This is a genomic window from Streptomyces sp. CO7, assembly GCF_053474865.1.
Genome location: NZ_JBRIOU010000003.1, coordinates 555,180 through 571,333, shown reverse-complemented (window position 1 = coordinate 571,333; position 16,154 = coordinate 555,180). Strand labels below are relative to the sequence as shown.

At 71.2% G+C, this 16,154-nt stretch carries 16 protein-coding genes; 8 read left to right on the top strand and 8 right to left on the bottom strand.

Annotation, left to right across the window (positions count from 1 at the left end; all coding sequences use genetic code 11):
• Nucleotides 1–28: 28 nt before the first annotated feature.
• From fabI to ACOV8S_RS12570, 3 genes are all read right to left on the bottom strand, one after another.
• Entirely contained in the window at nt 29–796 is a 768-nt protein-coding gene (fabI, locus tag ACOV8S_RS12580; RefSeq protein WP_448317865.1) for an enoyl-ACP reductase FabI, read from the bottom strand.
• Nucleotides 797–801: 5 nt separating this feature from the next.
• The gene (gene fabG / locus ACOV8S_RS12575) at nt 802–1,521 is read right to left on the bottom strand and encodes a 3-oxoacyl-[acyl-carrier-protein] reductase (RefSeq protein WP_448317864.1); all 720 of its coding nucleotides are present in this window, start codon (nt 1,519–1,521) and stop codon (nt 802–804) included.
• Between the two features lie 255 nt (nt 1,522–1,776).
• The gene (locus ACOV8S_RS12570) at nt 1,777–2,340 is read right to left on the bottom strand and encodes a precorrin-3B C(17)-methyltransferase (RefSeq protein WP_448317863.1); all 564 of its coding nucleotides are present in this window, start codon (nt 2,338–2,340) and stop codon (nt 1,777–1,779) included.
• 139 nt (nt 2,341–2,479) lie between these two features.
• On the opposite strand from ACOV8S_RS12570, the gene ACOV8S_RS12565 reads away from it, so the two are divergent.
• From ACOV8S_RS12565 to tyrS, 3 genes are all read left to right on the top strand, one after another.
• Nucleotides 2,480–4,003 carry a TldD/PmbA family protein gene (locus ACOV8S_RS12565; protein WP_448317861.1) on the top strand — a complete coding sequence of 508 codons (1,524 nt, stop codon included), beginning with the start codon at nt 2,480–2,482 and terminating at the stop codon, nt 4,001–4,003.
• Entirely contained in the window at nt 4,000–5,394 is a 1,395-nt protein-coding gene (locus ACOV8S_RS12560) for a metallopeptidase TldD-related protein (RefSeq protein WP_448317860.1), read from the top strand. Before ACOV8S_RS12565 ends, ACOV8S_RS12560 begins: the two co-directional genes overlap by 4 nt.
• A gap of 122 nt (nt 5,395–5,516) precedes the next feature.
• Nucleotides 5,517–6,785: a tyrosine--tRNA ligase gene (gene tyrS, locus ACOV8S_RS12555; RefSeq protein WP_448317858.1), complete on the top strand. Its 1,269-nt coding sequence runs from the start codon at nt 5,517–5,519 to the stop codon at nt 6,783–6,785.
• Between the two features lie 131 nt (nt 6,786–6,916).
• On the opposite strand, the gene ACOV8S_RS12550 is transcribed toward tyrS, so the two are convergent.
• Nucleotides 6,917–7,213 (bottom strand): GlsB/YeaQ/YmgE family stress response membrane protein, encoded by a 297-nt coding sequence (locus ACOV8S_RS12550; RefSeq protein WP_448317857.1) that lies wholly within the window; start codon nt 7,211–7,213, stop codon nt 6,917–6,919.
• A 200-nt stretch (nt 7,214–7,413) separates the two neighbouring features.
• Between ACOV8S_RS12550 and ACOV8S_RS12545 the strand changes: the two genes are divergently transcribed.
• Together ACOV8S_RS12545 and ACOV8S_RS12540 are read left to right on the top strand one after the other, a co-directional pair.
• Nucleotides 7,414–7,794 (top strand): DUF3099 domain-containing protein, encoded by a 381-nt coding sequence (locus ACOV8S_RS12545; RefSeq protein ID WP_448317856.1) that lies wholly within the window; start codon nt 7,414–7,416, stop codon nt 7,792–7,794.
• A 192-nt stretch (nt 7,795–7,986) separates the two neighbouring features.
• Nucleotides 7,987–8,193 carry a hypothetical protein gene (locus tag ACOV8S_RS12540; protein ID WP_448317855.1) on the top strand — a complete coding sequence of 69 codons (207 nt, stop codon included), beginning with the start codon at nt 7,987–7,989 and terminating at the stop codon, nt 8,191–8,193.
• On the opposite strand, the gene moaA is transcribed toward ACOV8S_RS12540, so the two are convergent.
• The 3 genes from moaA to ACOV8S_RS12525 form a co-directional block, all read right to left on the bottom strand.
• A complete protein-coding gene (gene moaA, locus ACOV8S_RS12535) occupies nt 8,190–9,185 on the bottom strand; it encodes a GTP 3',8-cyclase MoaA (protein ID WP_448317854.1) in 996 nt (331 codons plus the stop codon). The two genes, ACOV8S_RS12540 and moaA, sit on opposite strands and share 4 nt — an antisense overlap.
• 190 nt (nt 9,186–9,375) lie before the next feature.
• Entirely contained in the window at nt 9,376–10,998 is a 1,623-nt protein-coding gene (locus tag ACOV8S_RS12530; RefSeq protein WP_448317853.1) for a solute symporter family protein, read from the bottom strand.
• Nucleotides 10,995–11,348, bottom strand: a complete 354-nt coding sequence (locus ACOV8S_RS12525) for a DUF485 domain-containing protein (RefSeq protein ID WP_448317852.1) — start codon at nt 11,346–11,348, stop codon at nt 10,995–10,997. The genes ACOV8S_RS12530 and ACOV8S_RS12525 overlap by 4 nt, the downstream gene beginning before the upstream one ends.
• 660 nt (nt 11,349–12,008) lie before the next feature.
• Between ACOV8S_RS12525 and ACOV8S_RS12520 the strand changes: the two genes are divergently transcribed.
• Complete coding sequence (locus ACOV8S_RS12520) at nt 12,009–12,629, top strand: hypothetical protein (protein WP_448317851.1); 621 nt, start codon at nt 12,009–12,011, stop codon at nt 12,627–12,629.
• A 20-nt stretch (nt 12,630–12,649) separates the two neighbouring features.
• Entirely contained in the window at nt 12,650–13,705 is a 1,056-nt protein-coding gene (locus tag ACOV8S_RS12515; RefSeq protein ID WP_448317850.1) for a hypothetical protein, read from the top strand.
• A gap of 87 nt (nt 13,706–13,792) precedes the next feature.
• Here the strand turns inward: ACOV8S_RS12515 and ACOV8S_RS12510 are convergent, their stop codons facing one another.
• Complete coding sequence (locus ACOV8S_RS12510; RefSeq protein WP_448317849.1) at nt 13,793–14,263, bottom strand: DUF6281 family protein; 471 nt, start codon at nt 14,261–14,263, stop codon at nt 13,793–13,795.
• 242 nt (nt 14,264–14,505) lie between these two features.
• Between ACOV8S_RS12510 and ACOV8S_RS12505 the strand changes: the two genes are divergently transcribed.
• Nucleotides 14,506–16,047, top strand: coding sequence for a S8 family serine peptidase (locus tag ACOV8S_RS12505; protein WP_448317848.1), 1,542 nt, complete (start codon nt 14,506–14,508; stop codon nt 16,045–16,047).
• Nucleotides 16,048–16,154: the final 107 nt, after the last annotated feature.

Sequence of the window (16,154 nt, the reverse complement as noted above, 5' to 3'; positions counted from 1 at the left end):
GGGCAGTGGCGGTCAGGGCGCGGGGCGGTTACGCGCCGATGGCGTGGAGGCCGCCGTCGACGTGGATGATCTCGCCCGTCGTCTTCGGGAACCAGTCGCTCAGCAGCGCGACGACGCCCTTCGCGGCCGGCTCCGGGTCCGTCAGGTCCCACTCCAGCGGCGCGCGCGTGTCCCACACCGCCGCGAGGTCGCTGAATCCGGGGATGGACTTCGCGGCCATCGAGCCGAGCGGGCCCGCGGAGACCAGGTTGGACCGCACGTTCTGCTTGCCCAGGTCACGCGCCAGGTACCGGCTCGTGGCCTCCAGCGCGGCCTTCGCCGGGCCCATCCAGTCGTACTGCGGCCAGGCGTACTGGGCGTCGAAGGTGAGGCCCACCACCGAGCCGCCGTTCTGCATCAGCGGCAGGCAGGCCGTGGTCAGCGACTTCAGCGAGAACGCCGAGACGTGCATGGCCGTGGCCACCGACTCGAACGGCGTGTTGAGGAAGTTGCCGCCCAGCGCGTCCTGCGGCGCGAAGCCGATGGAGTGGACCACGCCGTCCAGCGTGCCGAGCTCCTCGGCGACCACGTCGGCCAGGCGGCCGAGGTGCTCGTCGTTGGTGACGTCCAGCTCGATCACCTTGGTCGGCTTCGGCAGCTTCTTGGCGATCCGCTCGGTGAGCGTCGGCCGGGGGAAGGCGGTGAGGATGATCTCCGCGCCCTGCTCCTGGGCCAGCTTCGCCACGTGGAAGGCGATGGAGGACTCCAGCAGCACGCCGGTGATCAGGATCCGCTTGCCCTCGAGAATTCCGCTCATGTCGATCAGTGACCCATGCCCAATCCGCCGTCAACGGGGATGACGGCTCCAGTGATGTACGACGCCTCGTCCGAGGAGAGGAAGCGCACGACGCCGGCGATCTCCTCGACCTCCGCGTACCTCCCCAGCGGGACCCGGGTGAGGAACTCCTTGCGCGTCTCCTCGGGGAGTTCGCGCGTCATGTCGGTGTCCACGAAGCCGGGGGCGACGACGTTGAAGGTGATGTTGCGCGATCCCAGCTCGCGGGCGAGGGAGCGCGCGAAGCCGACCAGCGCGGCCTTGGAGGCGGCGTAGTTGGCCTGGCCCGCCTGGCCCATCAGCCCGACCACCGAGGAGATCAGGACGACGCGGCCCTTGCGGGCCCGCAGCATGGCCTTGTTGGCGCGCTTGACCACGCGGAAGGTGCCGGTGAGGTTGGTGTCGATGACGGAGGTGAAGTCCTCCTCCGACATGCGCATCAGCAGCTGGTCCTTGGTGACGCCGGCGTTGGCCACCAGCACCTCGACCGGACCGTGCCGCTCCTCGACCTCCTTGTAGGCCTGCTCGACCTGCTCGGAGTCGGTGATGTCGCAGCGGACGGCGAGACAGCCGAGGTCGGCGAGCTCGGCCGGCGGCTCGCCGGAGCGGTAGGTGTACGCGACCTTGTCGCCGGCCTGGGCGAACGCGCGGGCGATGGCGAGGCCGATGCCCCTGTTGCCTCCGGTGACGAGAACCGAGCGGCTCATCCGTCCCCCTTCGTGCTTCCTTAGGTCTCCCCGCCCGGCCGCGCTCGCGCGCCGACCGGCGGCTTCCCCGAAAACCTATCGGTCCGCCCGCCGTCCGGGGCCTTCGGGCACGAACAGCAGCGCACCCCCGCCCGCTGTGGGATCCCTACAGTCGGCCTCCGCGGCCCGCGGCCGTCCCGGGCCCGGAACGTGCGCCGGGACCGACGCCGCGCCGACCCCCGTTGTGGCGGCCCGCCAGCCACGGGCCCCGCCGCCTCAGTGCCCCGGCGCGGGCAGACAGCCGCCGTCGAGGATCATGCCGGTGACCTCCGACGTCACCTCGCCCGCCGGGTCCACCGTGACCTTGGTGCAGACCGGCCCCCGGGACACCGACACCACGGCGTACCGCAGGGGGTGGAAGCTCTCCACCCGCATGTCGACCGCGCCGGCTTCGACGTCGAGCTCCTCGGCGACGGCCTCCCGGAGGGCGGCCTCGTCGGTCGCGGCCCCGCCGTCCGCGATCCGGGCCAGCAGCCGGGCGAGGGCCCGGGCGTCCGGCTGTGCCGCGGCCCGCTGCTCGGCGGTGATCTCCCTCTCCTCGCGGTAGCGGTGGTTCTCGGCGAGCCGCCGGTTCCACTCGTCCCCCATGTCACCAGGTTCCGGCGTGTCCTGCGCCGCGCAGCCGGCGAGCGGGGGCGCCGACGCTCCCGTCGGGTCGTCGACGGCCGGCGAGCAGGTGCTCGCGGCGCCGGCAGCCCTCTCCCTCGGATCGGTGAGCACCGAACCGCAGGCGGCCGGAAGGGGGATGAGCACCAGCAGCGGAAGCCTTGTCCTCAACATGCCCCGCATGATGGCCCCTTGGCGGGCGACCGGGCGAACCGACCCGTGTTCGCCCCGGACAAACACGCGCACACGGGCGCTCCCGCCGTGGTTCACTGCCCTGTTGTCAGCGCAGTGACCGCCTGAAGGGATGCCCTCCGTGCCCCATGAAATCGATCCGTCGTTCCTGGCACTGCCGTTGAGGGCCCTGGCCGACGCCGCGCTGGCGCGGGCCAGGGCGCTGGGTTCGGAGCACGCCGACTTCCGGTTCGAGCGCGTGCGCAGCGCGTCCTGGCGGCTGCGGGACGCCCGGCCGGCCGGGTCCTCGGACACCACCGACCTGGGGTACGCGGTCCGCGTGGTGCACGGCGGCGCGTGGGGCTTCGCCTCCGGCGTGGACCTCACCATGGACGCCGCCGCCAAGGTCGCCTCGCAGGCGGTGGCGATGGCGAAGCTCACCGCGAAGGTGATCGCCGCGGCCGGGTCGGACGAGCGCGTGGAGCTGGCGGACGAGCCGGTGCACGCCGAGCGGACCTGGGTCTCCGCGTACGAGATCGACCCGTTCGAGGTGCCGGACGAGGAGAAGTCGGGGCTGCTGGCCGACTGGAGCGCGCGGCTGCTCGCCGCGGACGGCGTCGACCACGTGGACGCCTCGCTGCGCACCGTCCACGAGAACAAGTTCTACGCGGACACCGCCGGCACGGTCACCACCCAGCAGCGCGTCCGCCTGCAGTCGCAGTTCAACGCGGTCTCGGTGGACGAGTCGACCGGCGAGTTCGACTCGATGCGCACGCTCGCCCCGCCCGTGGGGCGCGGCTGGGAGTACCTGACCGGCACCGGCTGGGACTGGCAGCGGGAGCTCGACGAGATCCCGGAGCTGCTGCGCGAGAAGATGCGCGCCCCCAGCGTGAAGGCCGGGGTGTACGACCTGGTGGTCGACCCGTCGAACCTGTGGCTGACCATCCACGAGTCGATCGGCCACGCCACCGAGCTGGACCGCGCGCTGGGCTACGAGGCCGCGTACGCGGGCACCTCCTTCGCGACCTTCGACCAGCTCGGCAAGCTGAGGTACGGCTCCGAGAAGATGAACGTGACCGGCGACCGCACCGCCGAGCACGGCCTGGCGACCATCGGCTACGACGACGAGGGCGTGGCCGGACAGTCCTGGGACCTGGTGAAGGACGGCGCGCTGACCGGCTACCAGCTGGACCGCCGGATGGCGCGGCTGACCGGGTTCGAGCGGTCCAACGGCTGCGCGTTCGCCGACTCCCCGTCGCGGGTGCCGGTCCAGCGGATGGCCAACGTGTCGCTGCTGCCCGACCCGGCGGGGATGTCCACCGACGACCTGATCGGCAGCGTCGACAACGGCGTCTACGTGGTGGGCGACCGGTCCTGGTCCATCGACATGCAGCGCTACAACTTCCAGTTCACCGGACAGCGCGCCTACCGGATCAAGGACGGGCGGCTCGACGGGCAGGTGCGGGACTTCGCCTACCAGGGCATCACCCCGCAGTTCTGGGGCTCCATGGAGGCGGTCGGCGGCCCGCAGACGTACGTGCTGGGCGGCGCGTTCAACTGCGGCAAGGCCCAGCCGGGGCAGATCGCCGCCGTCTCGCACGGCTGCCCGTCCGCCCTGTTCCGCGGCGTCAACATCCTCAACACCACGCAGGAGGCCGGTCGATGAGCCCGCGTACCAACAAGCCGCACGAGATCGTCGAGCGTGCCCTGGAGCTGTCGCAGGCCGACGGATGCGTCGTGATCGCGGCGGAGACCTCGAGCGCCAACCTCCGCTGGGCGGGGAACGCGCTCACCACCAACGGCGTCACGCGGGGCCGGCACCTCACCGTGATCGCCACGGTGGACGGCAAGGAGGGGACCGCGGCGGGCGTGGTGAGCCGCGGCGCGGTCACCGCGGACGACCTGGAGCCGCTGGTGCGGGCCGCCGAGGCCGCCGCCCGCGGGGCCGCCCCCGCGGAGGACGCGACCGAGCTGGTCCGCGACGTGCCGCACTCCCCCGGCTTCACCGAGGCGCCCACCGAGACCTCCTCGGCGGTGTTCGACGCCTTCGCCCCCGCGCTCGGCGAGGCGTTCGCGCGCGCCCGGGACGGCGGGCGCGAGCTGTACGGCTTCGCCAACCACGAGATGGTCACCAGCTACCTCGGCACGTCCACCGGGCTGCGGCTGCGCCACGACCAGCCCAACGGGACGCTGGAGGTCAACGCCAAGTCCCCCGACCGGCTGCGCTCGGCCTGGGCGGGCCGCTCCACCCGGGACTTCACCGACGTGGACCCCGCCGCGCTGGACGCGGAGCTGGCCCAGCGGCTGGTGTGGGCCGAGCGGCAGGTCGACCTGCCCGCCGGGCGTTACGAGACGCTGCTGCCGCCCTCCGCGGTGGCGGACCTGCTGGTCTACCAGCTGTGGTCGTCCTCGGCGCGGGACGCCGCCGAGGGACGGACGGTGTTCAGCAGGCCGGGCGGCGGGACCCGGGTCGGCGAGAAGCTGACGAACCTGCCGCTGACCCTGCGCAGCGACCCGCGGGAGCCGGGCCTGGAGTGCGCCCCGTTCGTCCTGGCCCACTCCTCGGGGGACGACGCGTCGGTCTTCGACAACGGGCTGCCGGTGTCGGCGACGGAGTGGGTCTCCGGCGGCGAGCTGCGCCACCTCACGTCCACCCGGCACAGCGCGGCGCTCACCGGCATGCCCGTGACGCCGTCCCTCGGCAACCTGGTGCTCGAGGGCGGCGAGGACCGCTCGCTGGAGGAGATGGTGGCCTCCACGCAGCGAGGGCTGCTGCTGACCTGCCTCTGGTACATCCGAGAGGTCGACCCGGCGACGCTGCTGCTGACCGGGCTCACCCGTGACGGCGTCTACCTGGTGGAGAACGGGGAGGTCACCGGGGCGGTGAACAACTTCCGGTTCAACGAGTCGCCGGTGGACGTGCTGGGGCGGGCGGTCGAGGCGGGGCGGACGGAGCGAACGCTGCCGCGCGAGTGGAGCGACTGGTTCACGCGGGCCGCGATGCCGGCGCTGCGGGTCCCGGACTTCAACATGAGCTCGGTGAGCCAGGGCGTCTGAGCGGGGCCGGGCGGTGGGGGGCCGCCCCGAAAGGGGCTGCGTCCCCCGTCGCCCGGGGCGTATAACCTCGTAGAGGCTGCCGGGACGGCGGTCGAAGATCGTTTCGAGGAGACACGAGAACCGTGACGGACATCGTCGACGACCTGAAGTGGCGCGGGCTGTTCGCCCAGTCCACCGACGAGGACGCCCTGCGCAAGGCTCTGGCGAACGGTCCTGTCACCTTCTATTGCGGCTTCGACCCGACCGCCCCCTCGCTCCACGTCGGCCACCTGGTGCAGGTGCTCACCATGCGCCGGCTCCAGCAGGCCGGTCACCGGCCGCTCGCCCTGGTGGGCGGCGCGACGGGGCAGATCGGTGACCCCCGGCCGACGGCCGAGCGGACGCTGAACCCGCCTGAGACGGTCGCCGCCTGGGTGGACCGGCTGCGGGCGCAGATCCAGCCGTTCCTCTCCTTCGAGGGAGACAACGCGGCGTCCCTGGTCAACAACCTGGACTGGACCGCCGGCCTGTCGGCGATCGAGTTCCTGCGGGACGTCGGCAAGCACTTCCGCGTCAACAAGATGCTGACCAAGGACTCGGTGGCCCGCCGCCTGGAGTCCCAGGAGGGCATCAGCTACACCGAGTTCAGCTACCAGCTGCTCCAGGGCATGGACTTCCTGGAGCTGTACCGCCGCCACGGCTGCACCCTGCAGCAGGGTGGCAGCGACCAGTGGGGCAACCTCACGGCGGGCATGGACCTGATCCACCGCCTGGAGCCCGAGGCCCACGTCCACTGCCTGGCGACGCCGCTGATGGTGAAGGCGGACGGCACCAAGTTCGGCAAGACCGAGGGCGGCGCCGTCTGGCTGGACCCGGAGATGACCACGCCGTACGCGTTCTACCAGTTCTGGCTGAACACGGACGACCGTGACATCACCCGGTACCTGCGCATCCTGTCCTTCCGCTCCCGCGCGGAGCTGGAGGAGCTGGAGCGGCAGACCGAGGAGCGCCCGCAGGCCCGTGCCGCCCAGCGCGCGCTGGCCGAGGAGCTGACCACCCTGGTGCACGGCGCGGACCAGACCGCGGCGGTGATGAACGCCTCCCGGGCGCTGTTCGGCCAGGGCGAGCTGGCGGAGCTGGACGAGCGGACGCTGACCGCGGCGCTCTCCGAGGTCCCGCACGTGCGGGTCGCCGAGCTCGGCCCGGTGGTGGACCTGTTCGCCGAGGTCGGCCTGGTGGCCAGCAAGTCGGCGGCGCGGCGGACGGTGAAGGAGGGCGGCGCCTACGTGAACAACGTCAAGGTGACCGCCGAGGACGCCGTGCCGGCCCGTGCGGACCTGCTGCACGGCCGCTGGCTGGTGCTGCGCCGGGGCAAGAAGAACCTGGCGGCGGTCGAGGTCGCCGGGGCCTGAGGCCCGGAGGGCCTCACGTGCCGTGGAACGCGGCCGGCGGGCCGGGAAGGGCGGTGAGCCCTTCCCGGCCCGCCGTCGTGCGTGGTCGGGGGTGTGCGGTCGGGCGTGTGCGGGAGCCGTGAGGCGCGGCCTCAGGCGATGGTGCGGGTCGAGGTCGACTGCTGCCTCTTGGACATGATCGCCCTCCACGCCGCGGCTCCGACGGCCACCAGGACGATCGCCGCCCCCAGCTGCAGCACGTGCCGGCCCCAGTCGATGCCGGGCGTCGCCTCGATGCCCAGACCGCGCGCGATGGCGTTGCCGGCGAGCGCGCCGCCGATACCCAGCAGGGTCGTCAGCCACAACGGAATGTTCTGCTTGCCCGGCAGGATCGCCTTGGCCAGCAGGCCGAGCACGAAGCCGACAATGATCGCCCACAACCAGCCCATGGCTGCCTCCTCGTACGGATCGACGTGAGCATTACGCCCAGTCTCCGCCCGCCCCCCGTACGGCGCATGTCGGACAAGTCCGTACGTGCGAGGCGCGGTGTGGTCTTCTCCCCCGACGGCCCCGGTCTCCACGGCCGGGGGCCCTGGGCGTACCGTGGTGAATGCCGGTTCGGACCGATGCTGGTGGATGGTGGAATGTGATGCGGAAGCGGCGGAGCGACTCGACGGGCCAGGTCTTCCGGATCACCGGCGCCCGGCAGAGTCTCGCGGACGATGTACGCGGACGGCAGCGGCGCTATGTGATCTCCATGCTGGTCCGCACCCTCTCGGTGATCCTGGCCGCCACCCTGTGGAACGTCTCGCGCCCGGTGGCCGTGGTGGCACTGGTGCTGGGCGCCCTGCTCCCCTATGTGGCGGTGGTGATCGCCAACGCGGGCCGGGAGAACACCCCCTCGCTGCCCTCGACCTTCCTCGCCGCCCCGGTCCGCCCCATGATCGCGCCGCCCCGTGAGGACGCGGTCGCGGAGCCGTGGGAGGACCCGGCCCACCGGACCCCTCAAGGGGTCGGCGACCGCGAGTGACCGGCCGGCTCGGGCCGTTCGCCCGGTGCGGGTGGCGCCGAACGGGTCCGCCGGAGAGGGCCCGCGTGACATACTTCTCACACGCTCCGCATCCCCCGTCGGAGTGATGGACCGACGCCGGGCAGCTCCCCCCGTGGCTGCCCGGCGTCTTCCTTTTCCCCCGTTTTCCAGCAGCTTCCTGTGAGACCAACCGTGAGTGACGAGACCGCCGTCTGTTCCGCCAAGGGCTGCCGCGAGGCCGCCCTGTGGGTGCTGGCCTGGAACAACCCCAAGGTGCACACCCCCGAGCGCCGCAAGACCTGGGTGGCCTGCGAGGAGCACCGCGAACACCTGTCGCAGTTCCTGGGCGTCCGCGGCTTCCTCAAGGACGTGGTCGCGCTCCCCGAGTGGGAGTCCTAGCCGCCGATCGCGGACATGGGGCGGGCCGGCTGGGCGAAGGTCGGATCGTCGAGGCCGGAGCCGGCCTTCTTGCCCCACACGGCGGCCCGCCAGGCGCGGGCGATGTCCTCGTCGGGTGCTCCGGAGCGCAGGGCCGCGCGCAGGTCGGTCTCCTCGGTGGCGAAGAGGCAGGTGCGGACCTGTCCGTCGGCGGTGAGCCGGGTGCGGTCGCAGGCCGAGCAGAAGGGCCGGGTGACCGAGGCGATGACGCCGACCCGGTGCGGGCCCCCGTCCACCAGCCAGCGCTCGGCCGGTGCGGAGCCGCGGGCGGTGTCCCCCTCGGGGGTCAGCTCGAAGCGGGTGCGCAGCGAGGTGAGGATGTCGCCGGCGGTGACCATGCCCTCGCGCTTCCAGCCGTGCTGGGCGTCGAGCGGCATCTGCTCGATGAACCGGAGCTCGTAGTCCATCTCCACGGCCCAGGCGAGCAGGTCGGGGGCCTCGTCCGCGTTGAGGCCGGGCATGAGGACGGCGTTGACCTTGACCGGCGTGAGGCCGGCCTCGCGGGCGGCGGCGAGTCCGGCGAGGACGTCGTGGTGCCGGTCGCGGCGGGTGAGGGTCTTGAACACCTCGGGGCGCAGCGTGTCCAGCGAGACGTTGACCCGGTCGAGCCCGGCGGCGCGCAGCGCCGGGGCGATGCGGCCGAGGCCGATGCCGTTGGTGGTGAGGGACATCTCGGGGCGCGGGTCGAGTGCGGCGACGCGCTCCACGATGCCGGGCAGGCCGGGGCGCAGCAGCGGTTCGCCGCCGGTGAAGCGGACCTCGTCGACGCCGAGGTGGGTGACCGCGATGCGGATCAGCCGGACGATCTCGTCGTCGGTGAGCAGGTCCGGCTTGGCCAGCCACTGCAGCCCTTCCTCGGGCATGCAATACGTGCAGCGCAGGTTGCACCGGTCGGTCAGCGAGACCCGTAGATCGGTGGCCACCCGGCCGAAGGTGTCGATGAGCTTCTCCACCAGGGCCCCTCCCTCGCAGTCGAGATCCGCGGTCGCAGTCCGCGGTCGAGATCCGCAGCCGGGTCCCCGCAGCCGGGTCCCCGCTGTCCTGAGCCTACGTGACGACGACGGCCGCGCCGCCCCGGCCATGGCTCGGGGCGGCGCGGCCGCGCGTGACGTCCGACGGATGCCGGCGGGCGCCGGCGGTGGGTCAGTGCGCTCCGGTGCCGGTGAGCGAACGGACCTCCAGCTCGGCGAACTTGGCCTTGTCCGGCTCCTCCTTGGACAGGAGGGTGCCCAGCCAGCCGAGCAGGAAGCCGACCGGGATGGAGATGATGCCGGGGTTGGACAGCGGGAACCAGTGGAAGTCGACGTCCGGGAACATCGAGGTGGCGGCGCCGGAGACGACCGGCGAGAACAGCACCAGGCCGACGGCGGTGACCAGGCCGCCGTAGATCGACCACAGGGCGCCCTGGGTGGTGAACCGCTTCCAGAAGAGGCTGTAGAGGATCGTCGGCAGGTTGGCCGAGGCGGCGACCGCGAAGGCCAGCGCGACCAGGCCGGCGACGTTGAGGTCGCGGGCGAGGGCTCCGAGGCCGATGGCGACGATGCCGATGAACACGGTCGACCAGCGGGCCGCCTTCATCTCCTGCTTGTCGCTGGCCTGGCCCCGCTTGATGACGTTCGCGTAGATGTCGTGGGCGAACGAGGAGGACGAGGCAAGGGTGAGGCCGGCGACCACCGCGAGGATGGTGGCGAAGGCGACCGCGGAGATCGAGGCCAGCAGGATCGCGCCCCAGGTGGAGTCGACGCCGCCCAGGTGCAGGGCGAGCAGGGGGGCCGCGGTGTTGCCCGCCGGGTTGGAGTCGGTGATCTCCTTGGGACTCATCAGCGCGGCCGCGCCGAAGCCGAGGGCCAGGGTCATCAGGTAGAAGGCGCCGATGAGGCCGATCGCCCAGAGCACGGACTTGCGGGCCGCCTGGGCGGTGGGAACCGTGTAGAAGCGGATCAGGATGTGCGGCAGACCGGCGGTGCCGAGGACCAGGGCGATGCCGAGCGAGATGAAGTCGAGCTTGGTCATCGAGTCGATGCCGTATTTCAGGCCCGGCTCGAGGAAGGCGTCGCCCTTGCCGCTGTTCTCGGCGGCGGTGCCCAGCAGGTCGGAGATGTTGAAGTTGAACTTCAGCAGCACCAGGAAGGTCAGCAGCAGCGCGCCGAACATCAGCAGCACGGCCTTGACCATCTGGACCCAGGTGGTGCCCTTCATGCCGCCGATGGACACGTACATGATCATCAGGACGCCGACCAGGGCGACGATGCCGATCTTGCCGGCCTCGCTGGTGATGCCCAGGAGCAGCGAGACCAGCACGCCGGCGCCGGCCATCTGCGCGAGCAGGTAGAAGATCGAGACGACGATGGTGGAGACGCCCGCCGCGGTGCGGACCGGCCGCTGGCGCATCCGGTAGGCCAGCACGTCGCCCATGGTGTAGCGGCCGGAGTTGCGCAGTGGTTCGGCGACCAGGAGCAGGGCGATGAGCCAGGCGACCAGGAAGCCGATGGAGTAGAGGAAACCGTCGTAACCGGAAAGGGCGATGGCGCCGGCGATGCCCAGGAAGGACGCGGCCGACATGTAGTCGCCGGAGATGGCGAGGCCGTTCTGGAAACCGGAGAACTGACGGCCGCCGGCGTAGAAGTCGGCGGCGTCCTTGGTCTGGCGGCCCGCCCAGACGGTGATGCCCAGGGTGGCGAGGACGAAGGCGGTGAAGAGGCTGATGATCAGTGTGCGGTGCTCGCTGGCCTCGTTGGCCGCGAGGATCACGTATTCGGTGCTCACGCGCCGCCCTCCATCCGGGTCTTGATGGCCTCGGCCTTGGGGTCGAGCTTGGCCGCGGCGGTCCGCGCGTACCACCAGGCGATGAGGAAGGTGCTGACGAACTGCAGAACGCCCAGGACGAGGGCGACGTTGATGTTGCCGATCACCTTGGTGCCCATGAAGCCGCCCGCGTAGTTCGACAGCAGGACGTACAGCAGGTACCAGGTTATGAAGGCGAGTGTGAGCGGGAAGGCGAACGACCGGTAGGACCGGCGCAGTTCGGTGAACTCGGCGCTCTGCTGGACCTCGGTGTACTCCTCGATGGACGGCTGCCGTGGTTGCGGCGTCTTGAGGGGCGGGGCGTCTGCCACGGAGTCTCCTCGTGTGCGGGTGTGGTCATCGGATCAACGGACCGCTTGTGATGTGGATCACTGGCCAAGGTCGAGATGCTAGGGCCCCGGAACGTGATCCGACAGGGGGTCGCGGCTCTTCCACCCCTTGTCCGCCATCACGGAACGGGGCGGTGCGCGGTTCAAACGGGTCGCGGATCGTCACATGACGGCCCTGACCTGCCCGGGCGGAGCCGCCCCCACACGCGCCCTCCACCCTCGCGGGGCTCCGCATCCCTGCCGCCGAGGCCCGCTCCGGTGCGCTGTTTCACGCCATACCTCTCAGCGCAACGCGCGTCCACCAGGACGTTCGCGCCCCCTTGGCCGATTGCGCACCCACCGGAACGCCGGAAAGTCAAAGCATTTCTGACGTCCCCTTATTTGTGAGTGCCAGGTGAAGAAATGGTTTGCACACAGTTCTCCAACGACCCGAACGCGGGCGAAAGAGGCACGACCCTTCCCGGCCATCCGCACCCGAAGATCGCTTGACGTGGTCATGCGATCACGGGTTGTCTCTGCGCCGCGAGTCGATCACTCACGGACCGTCGCCCCATGGTGACGCTCTGCAGGACTCGCGTCGACGCCCGCCGGGCTTCGAGGAAGTCTTCCTTCCACTTGTCCAGGAAAAGGAGCTCTGCACTCGTGCGGACCAAGCACAGGATCGTCGGCGTCCTCACCGCGGTCGCGGCCACCGCCGCCCTCGCGATCCCCTCGGCCGAGGCGGCCGTGACGGACAACATGTACCCCACGTCCAACTTCGCTCCGAGCTGCTACGACGGCAGCATGTCGGACGGCACGTTCTGCCAGACCGACAACGCCACCCTGACGGTCTACCGCCAGGGCACCCTCACCTCCGGCGAGAAGTCGGCGATCAGCTCGGCGCTCACCGGCTACTACGGCCCCACCGACCTGGCCGTCTCGATCAAGAGCTCGGGTGTCTACTCCGGAGACTCGGAGACCGACATCGTCTACCAGGCCGGCAGCCTTCCGGCCACCACCATCGGGCGCGCGTGGTGCAACGACGCGGTCACCTCGCGCAAGTGCGACCAGCACTACGTCCGGTTCAACGACAACACCTCGTCGATCGGCGCGATCAACAAGTCCGACACCTGCCACGAGAGCGGCCACGCCGTCGGGCTGACGCACGGTCCGCAGGCCGCTCCGAAGCTCGGGCTCTACGACAACCGACTCGGCTGCATGTCCTACAACGACGTGTACGGGCTGGGCTCCAACAACGTGCAGAACATCAACGCCACCTACTAGGAAGGGCCCTTCCCTCCACCATGAGCACCCGCGTCAAACTCATCAGCGCCCTCGCCGGCGTGGCCGCCCTGGGCGCCGCCGCCTTCATCTCCCCGCTCGCCGCCGACGACAGGCCCGAGCGTCCGGACGTGATCCTGGCCCAGGGCAAGGACGGGCTGCCCAACAGCTCCCCTGTCGACTGGGTCTCCTACGGCGACCAGGTGGCGGTCGTCGACGTCACCAGCGAGGCCGAGATACCCGCCAGCGCCGAGGAGGTGGCCGCAGGCGAGGGCTACATCGGCAGACGCATCACCCTGGACGTCGGCGAGACGGTCTGGTCGCGCCCCGGCGCCCCCACTCTCCCCAGCACGCTGAGCCTGGTCGTGGACGGCTGGTCCTTCCAGGGCGCGACCCGCACACCCATCGCGCTGGAGCAGAGCTCGCGTCTCGAGCCGGGACACACCTACGTGCTGTCGCTGGCCAAGCTCTCCGACGGAACCTGGTCGGCGCTCGGCTCCCAGTCCGCGCTGCCGTACGACGGTGACACCATCGGGGCCGGCGAGTACCAGGGCCAGACGGTGACCACGGCCCAGTTCGACGCGGCGGTGAAGTCCCACGACAAGCACGCCGCGAAGGACGGCGGCTACGTCGCACAGGGCGCCGAAGTGATCATGGAATCCGTCGCCTACCTCACCGTCGGCAAGCCGGTGGACTACGTCGAGACGTTGCTGACGACCACCGATCCCAACCCGGTGGCCGAGGCCAACTTCGACCTCGACCCCATCGCGCGGTTCGAGGCCGTCGCCGGCACCGACGAGCCCGTCGAGACCTTCTGCTCGATCGCCGCTCCCCTCGCGGTCGCCTCGGCCAGCCAGTTCACCTCGAGCGAACTCGGCGGCGTCCTCGATCAGCTCGTCGCCAAGGAGAGCGGGACGGACGCCACCGACCTCGGTGTGCTGGCCGCCTTCCATGCGGGTGACGACAGCCTGGCGTCGCAGGCGGGCACCGTGCGCCCGCGGGTCGTCGCCAACATCGAGGCCCAGTGCGGAATCGAGGTCGGCGACCTGCTGCCCACCTCCACCGCTCCGGCGGAGTAGTCGCGCCGGATCCCCGCCGCCGCTCCCGGCCCGGTCCTCCGGGCCGGGAGCGGTCGTTCCGTCTCCCGGAGCGCCGCGTGCGGAACCTCAGGAGGTCGCGTCCGACGTCGGGAGCCGCGCTCCCTCGACCGCGACCAACAGGGCGTCCTCCGGTGTCCCGCCCGCCGCCACGGCGACCTCGGGGTCCACACCCTCGACCTCGTAGACGGTCACCTTCTCCGGCTCCTCCGTCCCGTCGGCCCCGCCCGATTCGTCGCACCCGGGCAACACACCGGTGCCCAGTTCGCCGCCGACCGTGAACGCCTCGCCGTCCGCACCGGCGGACGGCCTGTCCCTCACATCGAGGTAGGTCCGGCCCTCGTACTCCACTACGTAGGCGCACTTCCCCTCCGAAGCGCCGGCCGTGTCGGTGCCTTGGTCCTTCCCCTCCTCCGCGGCGCAGCCCGCTCCCCCGGACACCAGGACAGCCGCGACTGCCAGACTCCTCATCCATCCGGTCCGCGCCCACGACATGGCTTCCATCGCCGCCCTCTTTCCTTCCGGTCCCGCCCGAGGCACGTCGCCTCTCCTACGGTGACGGAGCGGGTCCGGCTTTCGTTCGCACCCCCGGTCGACGCCCGTGGGACGAACTCCGCGGCACGGGTCACGTGGTGACAGGGCGTCGCCGCGCGAGTCGACGGCTCACGACTCATTGATGACCCGCGACTTCGGACGATAGCGTCCTTCTGCACTCCGTCATGTACCTGTCCTGGGACTCAACCGCCCGGGCGGGCCTCGATCCAGGATGATGTGGAGACCCCATGGCGCATCTGAGCTCAAGACGCCGACTGGCCCTCGCGGTGCCGGTCGCGCTGTCGCTGACCGCGTCGCTCGGCTTCCTGCCGACCGCGGCCGTCGCCGCCCCGGCCCCCGACGCCGCCGTCACGGCCACCACGGCCGGGGAGACGCTGTCGTACGTCGTCAACACCCGGACGGACGGCCGCACCCTGGCGTCCGTGAAGAAGGCGATAGGCAAGGCCGGTGGCTCGATCGTCACGTCGTACGACAAGATCGGCGTGATCGTCGTCCACTCGGCCGACCCCTCCTTCGGTACGACCATCCGCGCCGTGCGCGGCGTGGAGAGCGCCGGCGCGACCCGCACCAAGCCCTTCGTGCCCGCCGCGACCACCGACGTCGGCCAGGTCGAGCGCGCCACCGAGACGGACAAGGCCGAGCTCGCCAAGGCCTCCGCCGAGGCCGGGATGACCGAACCGTTCGAGGCCGCCCAGTGGGACCTGCCGGCGATCGGCGCAGACAAGGCCGCCGGGATCAACCCGGGCAGCCGGAACGTCACCGTGGCCGTGATCGACACCGGCGTCGACGACCTCCACCCGGACCTGGCGCCCAACTTCTCGGCCTCCCAGTCCGCGGACTGCTCCACCGGTGTGGCCGACACCTCGCCCGGCGCCTGGCGTCCGGCGGACTCCGACCACTACCACGGCACCCACGTGGCCGGTGAGATCGCCGCCGCCCGCAACGGGATCGGCGTGGCCGGCGTCGCGCCCGGCGTGAAGGTCTCCGGCATCACCGTGGCCCAGCCGGACGAGACGCAGCTGTTCTTCACCGAGGCGATCGTCTGCGCGTTCGTCTTCGCGGCCGACACCGGCGTGGAGATCACCAACAACAGCTACTACGTCGACCCGTGGGAGTACAACTGCCCCGACGACCCCGACCAGAAGGCTCTTCTGGACGCGGTGAACCGGGCCAAGAGGTACGCCACGTCCAAGGGCACCCTGCACATCGCCTCGGCGGGCAACTCCTACAACGACCTCGACGGTGACGCCATCCTCGACGAGGGCAGCCCGGACGACGGCACCCCGGTCACGCGGACCATCGACCCGCACGTGTGCCTGGACATGCCGGCCCAGCTGGACGGCGTGGTGACCGTCTCCGCCACCGGCTACCTCGACAAGAAGTCGTACTACTCGAACTACGGCAAGGGCGTCATCGACGTCGCGGCGCCGGGCGGCGACAGCCGCTACCAGCTCCCGCCGGGCACCGACCCGAAGCGGGGCGCCATCTACTCCACGCTTCCGAACGGCGCCTACGGCTGGGCCCAGGGAACCTCGATGGCCGCCCCGCACGCCGCCGGCGTGGCCGCGCTCATCAAGTCGACGCACCCGCGGGCCACTCCGGGCGCGCTGGCCGCGATGCTGAAGGCGCAGGCGACCAAGTTCGACTGCCCGACGTCGTACGACTACGACAGCAACGGCACCGTGGACGCGGTCTGCGTCGGCGGGCCGCGTGAGAACGGCTTCTACGGCGCGGGCATCGTCGACGCGCTGAAGGCCGTCACCAAGTAGCACCGCGGCAGCACCCTTCACCACCTCGCGTCCGCCCGGCCACCCGGCCGGGCGGACGCCTTGTGCGCGGCGACCCCCGCCGCCACGTCCGCCGGCCGCCGTGGGCC